Annotated in this window: 21 protein-coding genes, 1 tRNA gene and 2 pseudogenes; 9 read left to right on the top strand and 15 right to left on the bottom strand. The window is 61.7% G+C overall.

From position 1 onward, the window contains the following. Positions 1–125 precede the first annotated feature (125 nt). Complete coding sequence (locus ABD928_RS02585; RefSeq protein WP_187714321.1) at positions 126–737, top strand: helix-turn-helix domain-containing protein; 612 nt, start codon at positions 126–128, stop codon at positions 735–737. Positions 738–778: 41 nt separating this feature from the next. Here ABD928_RS02585 and ABD928_RS02580 read toward each other — a convergent pair. Together ABD928_RS02580 and ABD928_RS02575 are read right to left on the bottom strand one after the other, a co-directional pair. Beyond that, positions 779–898, bottom strand: a pseudogene (locus ABD928_RS02580) (molybdopterin-binding protein); the annotation flags it as partial. A 56-nt stretch (positions 899–954) separates the two neighbouring features. Further along, a complete protein-coding gene (locus ABD928_RS02575) occupies positions 955–2,196 on the bottom strand; it encodes an alginate export family protein (RefSeq protein ID WP_187714320.1) in 1,242 nt (413 codons plus the stop codon). A gap of 117 nt (positions 2,197–2,313) precedes the next feature. On the opposite strand from ABD928_RS02575, the gene ABD928_RS02570 reads away from it, so the two are divergent. The 3 genes from ABD928_RS02570 to ABD928_RS02560 all read left to right on the top strand — a co-directional run bounded on the left by ABD928_RS02570 (position 2,314) and on the right by ABD928_RS02560 (position 4,135). Then, a complete protein-coding gene (locus ABD928_RS02570) occupies positions 2,314–3,054 on the top strand; it encodes a sulfite exporter TauE/SafE family protein (RefSeq protein WP_345165784.1) in 741 nt (246 codons plus the stop codon). After that, positions 3,051–3,629: a molybdenum cofactor guanylyltransferase gene (mobA, locus tag ABD928_RS02565; protein WP_187714317.1), complete on the top strand. Its 579-nt coding sequence runs from the start codon at positions 3,051–3,053 to the stop codon at positions 3,627–3,629. Before ABD928_RS02570 ends, mobA begins: the two co-directional genes overlap by 4 nt. A gap of 371 nt (positions 3,630–4,000) precedes the next feature. After that, complete coding sequence (locus ABD928_RS02560) at positions 4,001–4,135, top strand: hypothetical protein (protein WP_345165780.1); 135 nt, start codon at positions 4,001–4,003, stop codon at positions 4,133–4,135. On the opposite strand, the gene ABD928_RS02555 is transcribed toward ABD928_RS02560, so the two are convergent. From ABD928_RS02555 to ABD928_RS02510, 10 genes are all read right to left on the bottom strand, one after another. Continuing rightward, positions 4,132–5,319: a molybdopterin molybdotransferase MoeA gene (locus tag ABD928_RS02555; protein ID WP_345165777.1), complete on the bottom strand. Its 1,188-nt coding sequence runs from the start codon at positions 5,317–5,319 to the stop codon at positions 4,132–4,134. The genes ABD928_RS02560 and ABD928_RS02555 overlap by 4 nt on opposite strands. Next, positions 5,316–5,801: a cyclic pyranopterin monophosphate synthase MoaC gene (gene moaC / locus ABD928_RS02550; protein ID WP_345165774.1), complete on the bottom strand. Its 486-nt coding sequence runs from the start codon at positions 5,799–5,801 to the stop codon at positions 5,316–5,318. The genes ABD928_RS02555 and moaC overlap by 4 nt, the downstream gene beginning before the upstream one ends. Next, positions 5,798–6,334 carry a molybdenum cofactor biosynthesis protein B gene (moaB, locus tag ABD928_RS02545; RefSeq protein ID WP_345165770.1) on the bottom strand — a complete coding sequence of 179 codons (537 nt, stop codon included), beginning with the start codon at positions 6,332–6,334 and terminating at the stop codon, positions 5,798–5,800. Before moaB ends, moaC begins: the two co-directional genes overlap by 4 nt. A gap of 3 nt (positions 6,335–6,337) precedes the next feature. After that, positions 6,338–6,796, bottom strand: coding sequence for a molybdenum cofactor biosynthesis protein MoaE (locus tag ABD928_RS02540; RefSeq protein ID WP_345165768.1), 459 nt, complete (start codon positions 6,794–6,796; stop codon positions 6,338–6,340). Next, entirely contained in the window at positions 6,796–7,038 is a 243-nt protein-coding gene (locus ABD928_RS02535; protein WP_345165765.1) for a MoaD/ThiS family protein, read from the bottom strand. The genes ABD928_RS02540 and ABD928_RS02535 overlap by 1 nt, the downstream gene beginning before the upstream one ends. Positions 7,039–7,541: 503 nt before the next feature. After that, positions 7,542–8,420, bottom strand: a complete 879-nt coding sequence (locus tag ABD928_RS02530) for a sigma-70 family RNA polymerase sigma factor (protein WP_345170133.1) — start codon at positions 8,418–8,420, stop codon at positions 7,542–7,544. Continuing rightward, entirely contained in the window at positions 8,410–8,877 is a 468-nt protein-coding gene (locus ABD928_RS02525) for a carboxymuconolactone decarboxylase family protein (RefSeq protein ID WP_345165762.1), read from the bottom strand. Before ABD928_RS02525 ends, ABD928_RS02530 begins: the two co-directional genes overlap by 11 nt. Before the next feature lie 161 nt (positions 8,878–9,038). Next, positions 9,039–9,497 carry a GreA/GreB family elongation factor gene (locus tag ABD928_RS02520; protein WP_187714315.1) on the bottom strand — a complete coding sequence of 153 codons (459 nt, stop codon included), beginning with the start codon at positions 9,495–9,497 and terminating at the stop codon, positions 9,039–9,041. A 66-nt stretch (positions 9,498–9,563) separates the two neighbouring features. Then, the gene (locus ABD928_RS02515) at positions 9,564–10,022 is read right to left on the bottom strand and encodes a cupin domain-containing protein (protein ID WP_187714314.1); all 459 of its coding nucleotides are present in this window, start codon (positions 10,020–10,022) and stop codon (positions 9,564–9,566) included. Between the two features lie 424 nt (positions 10,023–10,446). Then, on the bottom strand, positions 10,447–11,388 hold the full coding sequence (locus ABD928_RS02510) for an HIT domain-containing protein (protein WP_345165756.1): 942 nt from the start codon (positions 11,386–11,388) through the stop codon (positions 10,447–10,449). Positions 11,389–11,579: 191 nt separating this feature from the next. Between ABD928_RS02510 and ABD928_RS02505 the strand changes: the two genes are divergently transcribed. Further along, the gene (locus ABD928_RS02505) at positions 11,580–12,164 is read left to right on the top strand and encodes a YdeI/OmpD-associated family protein (protein ID WP_345165753.1); all 585 of its coding nucleotides are present in this window, start codon (positions 11,580–11,582) and stop codon (positions 12,162–12,164) included. 387 nt (positions 12,165–12,551) lie between these two features. Continuing rightward, positions 12,552–13,043 (top strand): hypothetical protein, encoded by a 492-nt coding sequence (locus ABD928_RS02500; protein WP_345165749.1) that lies wholly within the window; start codon positions 12,552–12,554, stop codon positions 13,041–13,043. On the opposite strand, the gene ABD928_RS02495 is transcribed toward ABD928_RS02500, so the two are convergent. Continuing rightward, entirely contained in the window at positions 13,040–13,801 is a 762-nt protein-coding gene (locus tag ABD928_RS02495) for a GNAT family N-acetyltransferase (RefSeq protein WP_345165747.1), read from the bottom strand. The two genes, ABD928_RS02500 and ABD928_RS02495, sit on opposite strands and share 4 nt — an antisense overlap. Before the next feature lie 118 nt (positions 13,802–13,919). Here ABD928_RS02495 and ABD928_RS02490 point away from each other — a divergent pair, with 118 nt between their 5' ends. The 3 genes and pseudogenes from ABD928_RS02490 to ABD928_RS15355 all read left to right on the top strand — a co-directional run. Continuing rightward, positions 13,920–14,678: a DUF5131 family protein gene (locus ABD928_RS02490; protein WP_345165743.1), complete on the top strand. Its 759-nt coding sequence runs from the start codon at positions 13,920–13,922 to the stop codon at positions 14,676–14,678. Positions 14,679–14,688: 10 nt separating this feature from the next. Further along, positions 14,689–15,831, top strand: coding sequence for a three-Cys-motif partner protein TcmP (tcmP, locus tag ABD928_RS02485; protein WP_345165740.1), 1,143 nt, complete (start codon positions 14,689–14,691; stop codon positions 15,829–15,831). A gap of 364 nt (positions 15,832–16,195) precedes the next feature. Next, positions 16,196–17,260, top strand: a pseudogene (locus ABD928_RS15355) (recombinase family protein); the annotation flags it as partial. On the opposite strand, the gene ABD928_RS02480 reads toward ABD928_RS15355, so the two are convergent. Together ABD928_RS02480 and ABD928_RS02475 are read right to left on the bottom strand one after the other, a co-directional pair. After that, entirely contained in the window at positions 17,234–17,533 is a 300-nt protein-coding gene (locus ABD928_RS02480) for a hypothetical protein (RefSeq protein WP_345165737.1), read from the bottom strand. The pseudogene ABD928_RS15355 and the gene ABD928_RS02480 sit on opposite strands and share 27 nt — an antisense overlap. 294 nt (positions 17,534–17,827) lie before the next feature. Next, positions 17,828–17,904: transfer RNA gene (locus ABD928_RS02475), tRNA-Arg, on the bottom strand. Position 17,905 lies beyond the last annotated feature (1 nt).

The raw sequence follows: 17,905 nt of genomic DNA, 5'->3' as shown, positions 1-17,905 counted from the left end.
TGCCGACTGGTAATCTGACATCACTGCCAGAAGGGCATCCGTGTGCGGACTGTCCCGTCCGGCCAATCACGATCTGCCGCGGCCTCGATGCTCCCACGCTTGCCGGAATGCGGGGGCTCGGCACGATGCAACGTCTCCGGCCGGAGCAGTCGGTCTTTCACGAGGGCGATCCGGCAAAGCGCGTGTTCATGGTCACTCACGGAGCACTCAAACTCTATACGCTCCTGGCCGATGGGCGGCGGCAGATCACCGGCTTCATGTTCCCGGGCGACTTCCTCGGCGTCAGCGTCGACCAGGAATATGCGTTTACGGTCGAAGCTCTCGAAGAGACGGAATTGTGGTGGTTTTCGCGAGACGCTTTTGATCGCTTTATCGCTGAGCATCCCCAAGTCGAGCGGGAGCTCTACCGCTTGGCCGCGCACGAGCTGGCGGAGGCGCAGCGGCAGATGGTGCTGCTTGGCCGCAAGGCCGCGGCAGAGCGTCTGGCGAGCTTCTTCCTCTCGCTCCTCGAGCGTGCGGAACGCGCGAGCGGCCTTCCCGAGAGGACCTTCGACCTGCCCATGAGCCGGATCGACATCGCCGATTATCTTGGGCTCACCAAGGAAACCGTGAGCCGGATGCTCGCGCACCTCCGAAGCCGCGGCCTCATCCGCCTTCAGGCTCAGGATCGCGTCGAAGTCCTCGACCGTGACGGTCTGCGCTCAATGGCGCAGGGTGAGAGTGTCGGATTGGCCTAGGCCGGGGAGGTCTTTCGTCCGCTAGATCGTCAGATGCCGGCTTACCACTGGTAATCCGTGCTGTCCTCCCAGTAGCCGCCCTTGCCCCGGTACACGTCCGACAGGCTCTCGACCGCCTGAATTCGCTGGATGTATTTGGCGTGCTTGTACCCAAGCTGACGCCACCGCGCATCGTCCTCAGTGGACGGCGGTGCTCGTTGGTTCGGCGGGGCGGGTCCTACAGAGTCCATTCAGCCTGAAGCCACAGCTTGCGCGTGTCGGCGCCGAAGTCCTTCGCGTCATAGTTGGCATACTTCAGCAGCAGGCCAACCTTGCCGATCTTGAATCCTGCCGACGCGTCCCACTCCGTCCCATATTCGAGATTGCTTCGGGCGCTGTCGAACTGATGGAAGGCGACATTCGCATTGAGGCCGGGCAGCATTTTGACACCCTCGAATGTCCGTCCGACCGAGAGATAGGCATCTTCGAGGCCGTTGGGCGGAGTGGTCAGGAACAGGTCCGCCCAGCCGTTGAACTTATGGAGCGTGGCGAGCGGCGTCTGAACTGCTCGGCCATTGTCGCTGCCAAGCCGTTCCCATCCGCCTGTGATGTTGAAACCGGCGAGCTTTGTTCCCGCTTCGAATGACCAATAATCGGCGGCATAGTCGAATGGATTTCGACCGTAATCCGACTGGCGTGCGTAGCTCGCGCGGAGTGAGAACTCCGTTGCTTTCCCCAACGGAACCGAACCGGCGAGATATCCGCCGTAGGTCTGGCTGCTGTTCGGCAGCGCGAAGCCTTCGTCATAGTCGATCAGGTAGCTGAACAGCTTGCCCTGAATCGGGCCGAGCTTGGTGCCGAGACCGGCGAATATGAACTTGCCGCCGATTGCGGCTCTTGGACCGGCATCTCCACCGAAAATGGTTCGCTGGCTGATGGCATAGGTCAGGTCCAGGAAAACCGGTCCGACTGCCGCTTCGCCTCGGATCGCGTCGAATGTTTGCTCGTTCTGCCGCCAGCCGACGGAGCCGACCCATCGCTGGTCATCGAGATTGATCCGCTGACGGCCGGCGGTGACGGTGAGCTCCTTCGACTTGTACTGCAGCTGCAGCCGGTTGAGCTCGACATTCTGCGGATCCGAAACCACGGCGAATTGCGGCCGCCGCTGGCCATCGATGATGACGAACGGGAAGGCATTGTAGTCGTTGACGGGCGCCAGCGTTCCCTCGCCTTCGGCCAGGATCGAGAATTTTCCGAGCCTCGCTTCCGCGCCTGCACGCAAGCGCAGCGTCAGGGCATCGGCCTCGAGCGGGCCCTGATCGACGGATTCGTAACGCAGTCGCGCGTCGACGATCGGCTTGATTTGCAGGTGATCGGGTTCTTGAGTGTTGTCCGCTCCAGCGGCGAATGCGGGCGTTGAAAGCGCGAGCAGCGCAAGGAGAACGCCCGTCGCCCGAATGAGGTGGTTGTTCACGCGCATTGCCCCTGCTCACTTGTTGTTACTTTCTGCGCCACTAGGCGGGATGGCGCACTGTCGAAGTGATCTATCGCAAAGCTATGCAGTCCGATCAGGACAGGCTGGGCGCTGGGAGGGTCGATGGACGGAACGACGATTGTCTGGATTGCGACGCTAATGGCTGTCGCGGCGGCGCTCTATTCAAGCGTCGGCCACGGTGGTGCATCCGCCTATCTCGCAATCATGGCGTTGTTTTCGGTAGCGCCTGAGACGATGCGCCCGACGGCGCTTGCCCTGAATCTGGTAGTCGCGACGTTCGCTGCCGGGCGTTTCGCTTTGAAAGGACAGACCGACTGGCCCATTCTTTCGGCATTTGCGGTGACTGCTGTGCCTGCCGCGTACATCGGCGGCAGCATGGAGCTTGCGCCTTCGATTTACCGGCCGCTCGTCGGAGCAATGCTGCTGCTCGCGGCGGTGCGCCTGTTCTGGCAGCCTGAACGTCTCGCAGCCCGGCCGGCACATCCACCTTCTTTGGCAGTAACGCTGCCGGCCGGAGCGGCTCTCGGCCTGCTCGCCGGCCTCACCGGCACCGGGGGCGGCATATTTCTGAGCCCCTTGATTATCCTGTTCGGCTGGGAAGATGCGCGGAAGACGTCCGGCATCGCGGCGGCCTTCATCGTGCTCAATTCGGCGGCTGGCCTCCTCGGCAATCTAGCGAGCGTACAGCGGCTTCCCGCCGAATTGCCGATCCTCGTCGTATCGGTCTTCGCCGGCGCTCTGCTTGGAACCTGGTTGGGCGTCTCACTCCTTCCTCGGTGCCGGCTGCTCCAGGGATTGGCGATCGTCCTTGTGATCGCTGCGATGAAGCTGTTCTTTACGTGAAGATCGCTGTCGTCATTCTCGCCGGCGGTGAAGGCAAGCGCATCGGCGGAAACAAGCCGTTGCGATTGCTGGGCGGAGTCAGCTTGCTCGAAAGAGCCGTGTGTTACGCGTCTGGCATTTCAAAGCTCTGCGCCGTCGCTGTCCGGGACGAGACGCAAATCGGGAACATCGGGATCCCCGTTGTTCGAGACGATCCAGAAATCGAGGGCCCGCTTGGCGGCCTTGTAGCCGCACTTCGCTTTGCGCGTGACGAGGGCGTCAGTGCGGTTCTGACCATACCGGCCGACATGCCGTTTCTGCCCACCGATCTTGCAGATCGACTTCTGGATTCGATCGGGCAAAGCCGTGCGGTGATCGCCTGCAGCGGCGGTCATCAACACCCGGTTTGCGGCTTATGGCGGACCGAAGGGCTCGACGCCTTCGCTGAATATCTCGCGTCGGGACGTCGATCGTTGAAGGGTTTCGCTAAGATCGTCGGCTACGTGGCCATCGACTGGCCAGTCGATCCGCTCGATCCCTTCTTCAACATTAATTCGGAACAGGATCTCGCTGAGGCCGAGCGCCTGCTGGCCTGACCCCTCTTTCCGAATAACCTGCCGCCAACCGGCGAAGTTCGCTCGACCAGTGTTGCTGCCGCGCATGCTTCGGCCGTGCAAGGAACGAGACATTCCCACTTGTCATCGTTTCGATCGCTTCTTCGTAAAGCGCGGCAAGCTGCCCGTGCGCTCGGCGAGCTTCCTCGCACGACGCCGCATCCGCTCTGCTTCGTTCAACCTGCTGTCGATAAAGAAGATAATTCAGGTCCATCAGCGCCTGTCCCGCTTAGGCGGCGCATTGCCATGCCGGCCCCCGCCGCCGCCTGGATCAACGCGGCCCTTGCCCGGCATTCCGCCGCTCGCTCCAACATATGAACCCGCCCATCGGGTCTGCTCATGAAGGCGGCGAGATGCTCGAACTGATCCGCTTGTTGGCTGAGCTCAAAGAGGCCTTGGCGGCCGAACGTCGATGGAAGGGCCATGCCACTGGGATTACGGCTCCGGCGGGCTTCCGCATTGATCTCGGTCAATCCGGGGCCAGTTAGAAGTCCAGCGCCCTGATCTCGTCGCCCGCGTGAATGTCCGGCGAATTGGCGTTCTGACGGACGAGCAGGTCGGCGTCGGCGAGCACCTTCTGTGCACTGGAATCCTGGAAGGCGAACACCTCCACGTCATTTCCGCTCCAACGGGCGCGGTGGAACGTTTCGCGTGCGCCGCAGTCCCTGAGCGCTGTTTTTAACGTGGCGGAACGCCAGCGTAGCGCCTCCATCGGCTCTCTCCCGGAGAGGCCTGCAAGGAGGGGCGCGAGCAAAAGCCGGGCAGTCACGAGTGCCGAGGTCGGATTGCCCGGCAGGCCCATCACCAGCGTACGCCCCGACCGACCGAACCAGACAGGCTTGCCGGGTTTGATGGAGACCTTCGAGAAGATGAGCGAGAGGGCCGCAGATCCGAACATCGCCTTGGCGAAGTCTTTCTCGCCGACGGACGCTCCGCCCGTGACGAGCACGAGGTCCGAAGATGCAATTGCGTGAGCGGCGGCTCGTTCCATGGACGAAAGGTCGTCGCGAAGTCTTTGGCGACTCACGATGGAACCGCCCCATTCGCCGACCAGCGCTGCCACACCCAGGGAGACGCTCTCGGGAATTGCATCGGGCCGCTCCGCGGCCATCCCGGGCTCCGCGAGTTCGTCGCCTGTGCTCAGGATCGAGACCCGCGGCCGTTTGAAGACTTCGACTTGGGCGATGTCTGCGGCGGCCGCGGCCACAATGGCTCGTTTGTCGAGCATTCGGCCGGGCCGGAGAAGCTCGTCACCATATTTGAAGTCGCCGCCACGCTCGCGGATATGCCGGGCCTTTCCGGGTTGCTCCTCGATGATCGCGTGCTCGCCGTCACGACGTACGTTCTCCTGAATGACGACCCGGTCGGCTCCTTCGGGCACTGGCGCTCCGGTGAAGATGCGGACGCATTCGCCCTCGCCGATCGACCTGCTCCAGCCGCTACCCGCGAAGGACTCGCCCACGACTTGCAGTCGCGCGGGCAGCGCCGTCAGGTCAGCCTCACGAACGGCGTAGCCGTCCATCGCCGAGACGTCACAGCGGGGCGACGCGATTTGCGCAATGACGGGCGCAGCAAGAACGCGGCCGGCAGCTCCGTCGATCGGGGCGCTTTCCTTTGCGAGCGGCCGAGCTGCAGCGCGGATCCGCTCTAAAGCCTCGTCGAAGCTGATCATGATTGGCCGGACCGGTCCCAATCGCCAGACTTGCCGCCGCTCTTCCCCGCAACCTCGATGCCGCCGATGATCATGGTTCGATCGATTGCCTTGAGCATGTCGAAGAGGGTCAGGCACGCAACGGATACCGCGGTGAGCGCCTCCATCTCGACGCCCGTCACTCCATTGGTCCGGACCTCTGCTCCGATACGAAAACCAGGCATCGCATCGTCCATCTCGATCGCGACCTCGGCCTTCGTGAGGGGAAGAGGATGACAAAGCGGGATGAGTTCGGCCGTCCGCTTCGCGGCCATGATGCCCGCCAGTTCGGCCGTGGCGATCACCGCCCCCTTGGGGGTGGTTCCTGCCCGCACCTGATCGAGTGTTGCAGGCAGACAAGTAAGCGAGCCAACCGCCCTCGCCGTGCGCGCCGTCACCTTCTTGTCGGATACGTCGACCATCCGCACTCTGCCGCTTTCGTCCAGATGCGTGAGCTGGCTCATGCGCAAAGGTGCCTCAGTCGTGGAATCTGGCCAGCGAGAGAGCAGGGACGATAACGGCTATCGAGCTCCTTCGAAAGCACGAGGTCCCAGCCGTCGCGGCACGCGCCGCTCGATCCGGGCAGGCAGAAGATGAACGTATCGTCAATCTGTCCGGCGCAGGCGCGGGACTGGAGTGTGGACAGGCCCACGGTGCCGGAGCTCGCCTGGTGGAACAACACGGAAAAACCGTCCATTTCCCGTCGGAATAGTGGCCTTACGGCTTCGGGAGTGACGTCTCGCGGCGCGAAGCCCGTACCGCCCGTCGAGATGATCACGTCGACTTGCGGGTCGTCGCTCCACGCCTGGACCAGGCCCCGGATCGCCTCGACCTCGTCCTTTACGATGGACTTGCCGGCAAGCTCGTGGCCAGCCTGCTGAAGCCGGTCGGCAAGCAGTGCGCCCGACTTGTCGGTTTGCTCGTCACGCGTGTCCGAGATCGTGAGCACTGCGATGCGAAGCGGATAAAAGGTCAGGCTCTCGTCTATTCCCGCCAAGTGTCACTCCCAACGGCCACGATCCGCATAATCTTTCTCGGTAGGCTCGATCCAGCTGGAGCCGGACGGGCCTTCCTCGCGCTTCCAGAATACGGCCTCGGTCTTCAAGCGATCCATGAGATAGTCGACAGCTTCGAATGCTTCTCGCCGGTGCACTGCGGATGCCCCGGCGAAAACTATCGCCTCGCCCGGCCGGATGTCGCCGCAGCGGTGGACCACACGCACATGGCTGACCTTGAAGCGCGCGGCCCCGTGTGATGCAATCTGCTCTAGCGACGCTGTTGTGAGATGGGGATGACGCTCAAGGACGAGCTTCTCTACCTGCTGGCCACCGTGAGCGGTGTCCCTGGCCAGGCCAACAAACGTAACGACCGCGCCATCTCCACCCGCAACCCGCGTGAGTTCATCCAACTCGGCAGCGGGATCCAGGCGGTGGTCTTCCAGGCGTGCGTAGACTGACATCAACCACCCGACACGGGTGCCAGGAACTCGAGCACCGCTCCGTCGGGAACTACATCCGTGTCCCGGGCGATCTCGTAGCCGATGCAGGCTCTTACTCGCTTGTGCTGCAGCGATTCTGCGCCGAGGGGATGTTCGATGGCCAGCCTGTCTCGCAGGTCAGCGACCGTGCAAGGCGTATCGACGGCGATCTCCCGTTCACTGCCGAACAGGTCCGCCAGCTTTCCGTAGAACCGAACCTTCAACGCTCTATCCTGCTGTGGGAGCAGCCATCCGTCGGCGTTTCCGCCGAACTGGCTGTCAGGTCAACTCAGCCCGGCGGCCCCTATGGATAACGGCAAGAGCTCCGGCGAAGCGAAAAGGGGAAGCCTGGCCAGAGCTCTTTCCGTCAAATTGCCCGGTGAGCGGGCTTCGAGATGATCCGATGGGGTGGGGATTAGTAGTTGGCTGCACCGGATCTCTCGTTTTTCTTCATGAACCCATGCGATGCGCGGGCGATGATTCAGATCATTTCTAGTCGGCACCGCGCTGGTCCCCGCGCCTCGCCCGCGTGCTTTTCCTGTAGCTTTTGATTCACCTTCTTCCCCTCTGCGTACGGAGAGGACGGTCCGTCATTCGATTTCATTCACCCGGAGGGAGCTCCGAGCGTCCCGGCGCGGCGCTTCTCGCCGCTTGAGAGCTGCAGGAGCTAATGTCGGGTTTGGGTGGAAAGCGGACATTCCCGCCGAGCTCGGCCGCTTCCGCTCCCTCAGGACGTTTGCTCCGCCAGCAACGCTTCTACGTGACGCAACTTATCCGGGTTGCGCACGATGTAGAGCGCGGTGATCTTTCCGCCTCGGACTTCCAGCGCCGTGGTCTGCAGCACCTCTCCGCGATCGATGCTCACGAAGCCGGGAAGGCCATCGATCATCACGTTACATAGCAATCGCGGTCGGTAGGCAGCCTTTCGCGCCAACCCCTCGAACAAGCGGATTACGCGATCCATGCCGCGGACGACGTTACGGAAGGCAAGCACCTTGCCGCCACCATCGGAAAAGACCGCGACCTCGTCCGCAAGGATTCCGCTCAACATTTTAATGTCGCCTTTCGTGCTGGCCTCATGAAAGGCGCGCACGAGTTCCGACGCGCTTTGCGGCGATAGCGTAAAGCGGGGTCGCGCCTCACGTACGTGGCGGCGGGCGCGAGATGCGAGCTGGCGAACCGCTGCGGGCTCACGTTCCAGCGTGGCCGCCACTTCGTTCAGTGGGGTTTCGAAAATGTCATGCAATAGGAAGGCGGCGCGCTCGAGTGGGGAGAGCCTCTCCATGGCCATCATGAGCGTCAGGGTGACGTCGTCGGCAATTGCCTCCTCGTCGGCTTGCTGCAACAGCGGCTCCGGCAACCAGGCGCCGACATATTCCTCGCGCCGAGCCCGCGCCGATTTCAGCTGGTCGAGGCACAGGCGAGTCACGATCCGGGTGAGATAGGCGGCCGGCACGTCGACTCCGCCGCTGACTACTGCCCAGCGGGGCCACGCGTCCTGGACGACGTCCTCCGCCTCGCTCAGCGACCCCAGCATGCGGTAAGCGAGGCGCAGCAACCGCGGTCGCTGCGCCTCGAAGACGGCCAGGCGCTGGTCAGGCTGCATCGCGCATCGCTGCGCCACGTGGCGGATGAGCGACGTGGAAGCCGACCTGAAGTCGATTCCAGACGTTGATCGCGCCGATGGCGAAGGTCAGTTGCACCCGCTCCTCCTCACTAAATTGTTCGGCGAGCGCGTTGTACGCGTCGTCCGGTGCGCCATCATCCGCGACCCGGGTCAGGGCTTCGGTCCACGCCAGCGCCGCCCGCTCGCGCTCTGAAAAGAGGTACGAGTCCCGCCAAGCGTTGAGCAGGTACAGCTTCATCTCGTCCACTCCACGCTTACGCAAGTCGCTGGTGTGCATGTAAATGCAGAAGGCGCAGCCATTGATCTGGGACGCGCGCAACTTCACCAGTTCCAGCAGTTCCGGATCGATCGCTTGGGCCAGCGCTTGCTCGAGCGCGACCATTGCCTTGAAGCCGGCGGGGAACACTGCAGACGGGTTGTCGAGGCGGGGGGTCATAGTCGGTCTCCTTGTAACGAGCATCGAGGCGCTCGAAACAAATGACGAGACAGGTCCGACCGATGTGACATCGGTTCGAAGAATGTTGAAAAATTGTCCCACGCCGGACGCCAGCCAATGTCCGCAATGGGTCGAAAGCGGACGGAAACGCGTGGAGTAAGTCAGGCGAGGGCGATGGCCAGGATGGTGAGGGTGTGGCCGTTGGGGAGTTCAATCTCATCGCCCAGCTCAGCGCCAAGCATTGCCCGAACTAGCGGCGCATTGAAGCCGATGCGTGCGGTCGCCGGGTCGCTCTCGTCGTGGCCGACAATCTCAACAGTCCGAGACTGATTGTCGCGCCTGTAGGTCACCAAAGTACCAATCGCGACAGTCTCGCCAGAGGGCGCCGGTGCCAACTGAGCGCTGGCTTGGCGGGCGTGCCAGTAGCGAGCATCTCGCAGCACGGCATTGCGCTCCTCTTCCGGAAGCGGATCCGCGAGACGAGCCTCAAGTTCGGCGACACGCGCTTCGATTAACGCGAGCCCGCGTGGCGTTACGAGGTTCGGGCCTGGAGGAATGGGCAGCTCGAACCTGGGCTCGAGATGCTCCTCGTCGCTCTCGCGTCGGAATGCGACGCTCATTGAACGGGATGTCCTTGGCTCATGCCCGTGAGGGTAGACACGTCCGCAACGGGTGGAAAGCGGACGCTAACGCGGCTTTGACGGCACCGGGTCGTAAAGAACGGAGTCGGTATGTCGCGCCCGGATAGCGGCTAGCTCCTCGACGGTCAGCGGCTTGGCCGGCTCACCGGCTGGGACAGATATGTCCCGCTGATACTTGTCGAAGCCGGGACGTGAGAAGACAGCCATGAGCGAGATAGGTTCCTTGCCGTCGTTCGTCAGCCGCACACCCGTGTTCGGCGGCATGAAGATGATGGTGCCGGGCCCAACCTTCGCTTCTTTGCCATCCAGCCACGCCGTGCCTGTCCCAGCGTGAATGAAGAGGATTTCCTCGGAGTGCGGATGTCTGTGGGGCGAAATAGTTTGCCCGACCGGCACGTCCTCCGTGAAGATGACGAAGTCCTTGGCTCCGCCGTTGCGCTCATCCACTTTGATGAGGAATGGCGCGGCCAGCGTAGAAAGCGCCGACGGCGGTGGACGCCGCATTCGCGGCTCCCCATCAGTTGGCTGAAGGACAAGCGGCTTGCTTGCGCCCGAGCCACGCACGTCCTGATGCGGTTGAGCCATTGCCGATGCGCCGCAGAGCAATGCCGCGGCGATCGCGAATGGAAGCGACGAGCAGCGGTTCATCATCGAAGCACCTCCCCGACCTGCTTAACATCAGGAGGCGTGAATGTCCGCTTTGGGTCGAAAGCGGACATTAGGCGTCAGGTATTAGCGCGCTACGCCGCGCTGGTCCCCGCGCCTCGCCCGCCTGCTTTTCCTATCGGTTTTGCTTCACTTCTTTTCCCCTGAAATGAGAGAGGAAGCGCATTGCCACAATTTGCTTCACCTAGAGCGTGCTGAACTACCACTCCCCATAGGCTTCCGCGGCAAATGGATGCTTTGGGTCGAAAGCTGCCAGCACGCTTCATCCATATTCGCCTCGGCCTGGGATGACGTGTCTGATGCCTCCACGTGGTCGCGCAACGTCACCACTCCTGCGAGGAATTAGGTGCAAGTGGGCGTGCATGATCGTTTGGCCAGCTGCGGCACCATCGTTCACGCCGACGTTGAACCCTGCAATCGTCCCGTCTTCCGACTGCAGCGACGTTCTCTGCGACACGCTCAGCTGATGCACCGCATTCAGTTCTGGTTGCGTCAGGTCGAGGTAGCTTGCGACGTGGCGCTTCGGGATGACTAGCGTGTGAAGGTGCGTGACAGGGAAGCCATCACGACGAACATAGGCCAGCTCGTTCTCTGCGACGATGCCACTTCTCGCCGTTTCACAGAACAAGCAGCCAGACTCTCGTTGCTGGTAGAGGTTTTTGTGATCCCGAAAGTCCGTGTCGTCGCGATCACGCTTCGAGGCGTTGCAAGTATAGCAGAGCGCCTGCAGGTTCGAGATGTCATCGCTGCCGCCATGATTGCGCGGGACGATATGATCGACCTCGAGAGCACGCTCATCGGCAGATACACCACACAGCTCGCATCTGAATCGCGCCCTCTTCAGGACTTCGTATCTGATGCTTCCTGAAAGAATCCGGCCCTGACGACGACGATGTGACCAGACTGCAGCTCCTCGTGCAGCGAGGTAGCGAGCGATCTGCTCATCGCAGATCCCGATCAGCTCGCGTCGCTCGTCTTGAGAAAGCTCTGGCGCTGCCACCAGCTCGTATTCGCGCCCTTCGCGTCGAACGAGATCAGGCTTCGACGTGAGTACGCGGCCGACCATGTTCTGAACGACCTGCTCGTAATACTCGACTTGAGAGGGATCGTGTTCGAGGATAGCGCGGGCGATGGCCTCTCGGCTGGCTCTTCCACCATTCAGCAGGAGCTCGCGCAGCATCAGGGGCTGGTAGATGTGCGACATGCGCATCTCGCTGGTGAGGAATTTTTTAAGGCGCGCGGAGCTCGGATTCACAGTGCTAGCCGCAGGACCACATACGCGCTTGGGCAGTCGATCATCAGCGCACGATGGCAGGCGCCCTTAACGGCAGCAATGGGTCGAAGGCGGACGGTCAAGCGGTTGCGAGAATAAGCCAATCGGCTATTTCCCTACGAGTGACTGAGCATCGCGGCGGTTTACCTGTTCTGGCCTTCGGCAACGCCGCAAGTTTTGAAGAGTGGCTGGACGATCAGCCTGCGGACGTTGCTGGGGCATGGCTAAAGCTTCCGAAGAAATCGGCGAGCGCGCCAAGCCTGACAAAAGCGGAAGCGGTAGATGTTGCGCTTTGTTACGGGTGGATCGACGGACAACTCGACAAATACAACGGCCAATATTGGCTCGTGCGTTTCACTCCGCGAAAAGCTCGCAGCAAATGGTCTCAGGTGAATAAGAAGCGAGCAATGGAGCTGCTCGCCGAAGGCCGGATGCGAAAGTCGGGTGTCGCGCAAGTCGACGCTGCCAAGGCCGATGGCAGGTGGGACGCAGCATATGCGCCGGCAAGTTCGGCGAAAATCCCCCCTGATCTTCAGGATGCACTCGACGCCAATCCTGAGGCAGCTAAGTTCTTTGCAACGCTGAAGGGCGCGAACCGATACGCAATTCTCTACCGCATCGGCTCCGTCAAACGCCCCGAGACGCGCGCTAGGAAAATTGCCGACTACGTCGCCATGTTAGAGCGCGGCGAGACCATTCACGGCTAGGTCGGCGGACGGCGAATGTCTGCTTTGGATCGAAAGCAGACGCTCCGGCAATGTCGCGAATGGGTCGAAAGCCGACATTAGCGCTTACTGCGAACCCGCCGCGGGGCGCTTGTCCCCGCGCCTCGCCCGCGCGTCTTTCCTATCAGTTCTGACGCACCTCTCTCCCCTCTGACGCAGGAGAGAAGGGTCCCTGACGCGTTTTGATGCACCTAGCGCGCTGCTGAAACCCCGCGCAGCGCTCAGCCCCGCGCCTCGCCCGCGTGCTTTGCCTAGCGTTTTGCTTCACGCCGACCACGAGCCCTGCAACGGGGCTGCAAAAACCGACCTGGGAGGTTAACTAGGAGGTCGCTGGTTGGAATCCAGCGGGGATCACCATCAAGTCGCGGAGTGAGCGTGCCGAATTTCGACGATATGTTTGACCGCGTCAGCGGGGATAGTGAACGCAGGCGGGTCGACAAGGCAGAGCAAGAGCGCCGCGAGAAGGAAGCACGGGACGCGCAATATGCGCGGGACAAGGAGGCTCTGATCGCCAAAGTCATGCCGGTTCTCGAAGACGCAAAGCGGCGCTTCGAGGCCAAAGGTGTTCCGGTGATCATCACTGACAACTGGTCGACCATCCCGCGTCTCCAGCATCCGGAAATCCAGTTCTACTGCGCCAAGGGCGACCAGCCGAACAAGTGGGGCGGCAAATACAATGCGCGCGGACGAAGCGCCTTCTTCTCCATCCGCGACGGCAAGTTCCAAGTGGGCCTTGGCAAATATGCTGGTCACGCGGTTGGGAGTGAGACGCTGAAAGGCGACGACGAGGAGATTATTCACCGCGCGATCGAGCAGGCGTTGAGCAGCTACTTCGAGGCCATCGAGGAAGGCGAGCGCTAACCCTCTAGCGGCTCGATCACGTCGAGGTAGAAGGCTCCGCCCTTCCAATCTCGCTCGACGCCCGCCGCCTCCGCGTCGTCGTACTTCGCCTTTCCGAAGTAGCGTTCTTCCCCATCAACCTCGATCTTGATCACGAGATCGCCGTTGTTCCGGCCGGTGTCGTCCGAGCAGATCACGCGGCGTTCGAGGATCACAGCGCCGTCGTCGAGGCGAGCGCCCGAGACCTCCTGAATGGCAATCGGCTCAACCTGCTCGTCGCGGCTGTAGATCACGCGCTCGGGATAGAATTCGATCCTGATGGGGACGCGGGGCAGTTCTGACGGCAGTTCGGCTTCCCGTTGGAGGATGCGGCGAGCCTTGATCCGTGGGCCGTCCGTATACCGCTCGAAGCCATGCTTCTCCCAAAACGTCAGCGACGTGCGCGGGGCGCACTCAACGTCCAGGATGTTCACGTTGTCGCGGCGGGCGCGAGCGATAGCCGCGTTGAGCAGCGCGGTGCCGAAGCCTTGCCGCTGCTTGTCCTTCCTTACGTTCGCTATGTCAGGTGAGTAGTGGCCGAGTTGGAATGCGATAGCTTCGCCGCCCTGCCGGATCACGTAGAAGTCCTCATCGTCGAGGGCCTTCGGGAACAAGTTCCGGTTGCACCAGAAGCCCTCGCCGTCCTCCTCGTACTCGCGCTCAAGCCAGCCGAGCACCTGATCGAGGTCTGCTTTCGTGCCGAGCACCACGTCGTCGGCTGTCGGTAGTCGGTCTTTCATGGCTGTTACATAGGCAGTGATCGCGGTGCATGAAGCGGGCTATCAGGACGACAGCAACTGTTCCCCGTTTGTGCCGTTCATTTTTTGCTGTATTTAGGCGGCGGGCCGGGGAGCGTAAGTGGCACAGAGTTCCGAGATAGAGTGGACAGACGCGACGTGGAATCCGGTGACGGGTTGCACGAAGATCGGTCCCGGCTGCGACAACTGCTATGCTGAGCGCTTCGCTGAACGCTGGCGAGGGATTCCGGGCCATGCTTACGAGCAAGGCTTCGACCTGCGCCTATGGCCTTCCCGCTTGGGCCAGCCAGCCGCGTGGCGACGGCCTCGGATGATCTTCGTGAACTCGATGAGTGACCTGTTCCACAAGGACGTTGATCGCAGGCACATCGACCGCGTTTTCGACGCGATGGAAGACGCCGATTGGCACGTCTACCAAGTGCTGACTAAGCGCAGCTCCTTAATGCGCGACTACATGCGCCGCCGTTATGGCAACCAGCCGGTCCCGCGCCATATCTGGCTTGGCGTGTCGGTCGAAGATGCACCGCGCTCGAGCCGGATCGAGCACCTCAAGCAGATCGACTCCGAGGCGCGGTTTATCTCCTTCGAACCGCTGCTCGGCCGGATTGGCGAAGTGGACCTGTCGGGCATCGCGTGGGCGATTGTCGGCGGCGAGAGTGGACCCGGCGCAAGGCAGATGGACGGTCGCTGGGCAACCGAAATCCGAGAGCACTGTGAGCGTGACGGCGTTGCGTTCTTCTTCAAGCAATGGGGCGGCGCGCGGCCCAAGTCCGGCGGTCGTCTCCTCGATGGTGAAGAGTGGAATGGCTTCCCTTGGCAGATCGTGCCGGAGCCAATCTTAGCATCGCTACGGCAATGAGGAGCGGTCTTTGGCAGCGCAGCTTGAGCAGTATCAGGGTCGAGAACAGTCGTTCATCAAGCACGAGTTCCTGACGCAATATCTCCAAACTGCGGCCTACAAGACTCTCCAAGGACGCTCATCCACCTTCAACTTCGTGGACGCGTTCGCGGGGCCGTGGAGCGTCACAACTGACGATTGTTCCGATGCCTCGTTCGATCAGGCATTACGGACCTTGGAAGCAGTTCGAGCCGACTTGGGAAAGAATGGCGTCCGTGGCCTGAAAATCCGCTTCTGCTTCTGCGAGCGTCGGCCGGAAGCCGTTGAGCGTCTTCGCGCCTACGCTGAGCAGCACAGCGCGTTCGAGATTCACGTCTTTCCCGGCTCCTTCGAAGACAATCTCGACGAGATCGCGAGAGCCTGCCGCGACGGCTTCACCTTCACGTTCATTGACCCCACGGGGTGGGACATTCGATCAGAGCCGGTCTTCGCGTTCTTGAAAAAGATGAACGGCGAATTCTTGCTCAACTTCATGGCCGAGCATGTGAACCGCCACGCCGGGTTTTCGAGCGTCGCGGCGTCGTTCGGCAGGTTCCTTGCTGACCCTGACTGGAAGGACGAGTTCAACGCCCTGCCAGCGTACCTCAGCAACGAGGAGCGCATTCTGCTGCTGTTGAAGCAGAAGATCAAAAGCAGCGGCGCGGCAACTTATGCGCCCGACATGACGATCCTCAAACCTCGCGAGAACCGCCGCAAGATGCGCCTCGTCCTCGGCACCCACTCCCGGAAGGGCGTCGCGGTATTCCGCGACGTTCACGAGAAGGTCGAACTCAGCGAAATGCAGACGAGGGCGACGATCAGCCAAGAAGAGACCCACCAGCCGGGATTTTGGTCGGTCGCGGAGGTAAGCGAATCGCAGCAGCAGGCGAGGGGCGTCGGGTCCGCTAATCAACGATACGCGGCCGAACGTTTGATCATGGAAGCGCTCTCGCGCGGCCCTGCGCGCTTCGACGATCTCGCCGCTGAGGTCATGGAAGCTCACGCAATGCGTCTTACGCAGACGAAAGACTTGCTCAATGTGATGAAGGCCCAAGGCCTCCTCACGTTCGATCTACCGGGAAGGACGAAGAAGCCGCAGCCGGACACGGTGATCACGGCTGTACCGCAGGCCTAACTGCCCAAAAAAATTCGTCAGCTGGACCGGCAATCGCTGTTGTAAGATCGCCCCTTACAACAGTGGACTGTTGCGCCGGCTGATTTTCAGGTCACCTCAGGAAACCCTCACGAGCGGAGGGTTGAATGACACTAGCCGGATCAATGCGGGCCTCAACGAGCGGATCTCAGACCCCAGAGGCGTCCGATGATGGTAGATTGCTCGATCCTCTCTTGCCCGTTGTTCCAGGCAGGAACACCGCGGCGAATGACAATCCCGCAGACTACGACCTGCAACCTTGCCTTCCCATCACAGACGAGGAAGTAACATTGCTTCACCGATACCTCAGTCGAGAGATTCTCGGGCTGTTTTCCTGAGGAGCGTTATGGTCACGAAGCCGGCATCTTCCCTTGAAGCTGTAGCAAGCTTGCAGCGAGCCGCGGCTTATGTGCGTGTCTCGACCAATCGGCAGGCTGAACATGAGACCAGCCTTGCCGATCAGGTGGCTGCGATCACGTCCTACTGCGAAGCGCGTAATATCGAGCTGGCAGAGGTGTTCCGGGAGCCGGGCGCGTCAGCGACGGATGACAATCGCCCGCAGTTCCAGGCGATGATCGAGGCAGCAACGTCGCGTGAGCGGCCTTACGATTTGATCATCGTTCACAGCTTCAGCCGCTTCTTTCGCGATCAGTTCGAGTTCGAGCGCTACCGTCGCAAGCTCGCAAAGACGAAGGTGAACCTGGTCTCCATTACCCAAGACGTTGGCGAGGGTGCGACTGGCGACCTAGTTCGATCCATCCTCAGCAAGTTCGACGAATATCAGAGCGCCGAGACGGCCAAGCACGTGCGGCGCTCGATGGTCGCCAATGCCCGGGATGGCTTCTGGAATGGGGCGGTCGCGCCGCTCGGCTACAAGGTCGTGATTGCCGAGCGCCGCGGCGACAAGGATAAGAAGGTGCTCGCTCTGGACGAAGCCGAGGCATCAGTCGTTCGGAAGATCTTCTCACTCTATCTGGAGGGCGACGGTTCTTCAGGCCCGATGGGCATCAAGAAGATCGTCTCCTGGCTCAACGGCCGGAACTATACCTATCGCGGCAAGCCCTTCCACGTCTCCAACGTGGACGTTGTGCTTCGGCGTACGACCTACATGGGCACGCACTACTTCAACCAGAAGGATTCCCGGAGCGGCGAACGACGACCGCGCGAAGAGTGGGTGCCGATCGCTGTCCCATCCATCATCGACGAAGAGACGTTTCTGACGGTCCAAGCACGACTTGGGCAGCGTAACCCGAGACGGACACCCGCGAGGGTCGTCTCGGGGCCCACGCTTCTGACGGGTATTGCCCGTTGTGGGTGCCCGGACTGTGGCGGCGCCATGACCATCCGAACCGGCAAGTCTGGTCGGTACCGCTATTATGCCTGCTCACGGCGAGCCACGCGGGGCGAGACTGCCTGCACGGGCCGTTCCATCCGGATGGAGAAGCTGGATGGGATTGTTCTCGCCGCGCTCGAGGAGCGAGTACTGGCACCCGAGCGTCTTCCCGAGCTGCTGACGGCGTTTCTGGAGAAGAGCGACGAGTCTGATCAGCGGAGGCGTGAGGAGCTTGCACTGCTCCGCGCTGCCAAGACCAACAGCGAGGGCGCGCTCAACCGGCTTTATGAGCTCGTCGAGCAGGGACTTGCCTCGCCAGGCGATTGGGACTTTGCCGAGCGCCTGACCCATCATCGGCACCGCATTGCTGCGCTCACCGCCGACATTGCATCGCTCGAACGACAGCTCGCCTCCTGCCAGCGCCGCATTACGCCGGATGTCATTGGCCGATTCGGCAAGCTCCTAAGCGACGGACTGCGAGGCGACAGCCCCGCACTCCGCCAAGCCTATGTTCGGCTACTCATCGAAGACGTGACGGTCGAAGCTGACAAGGTTCAGATCCGAGGCTCGCGAAAGGATCTGGAGCGAGCCGTCATAGCTACCGCAGGCAGCGGCGCCACCAAGGTGCCCAGTTTTGCACGGGAATGGCGCACCCGACAGGATTCGAACCTGTGGCCTCTGCCTTCGGAGGGCAGCGCTCTATCCAGCTGAGCTACGGGTGCG

Source organism: Sphingomonas daechungensis (genome assembly GCF_039543105.1).
Taxonomy (GTDB): Bacteria; Pseudomonadota; Alphaproteobacteria; order Sphingomonadales; family Sphingomonadaceae; genus Sphingomicrobium; species Sphingomicrobium daechungense.
The sequence above is the reverse complement of the archived record's forward strand: the minus strand, read 5'-3'. Positions and strand labels throughout refer to the sequence as shown.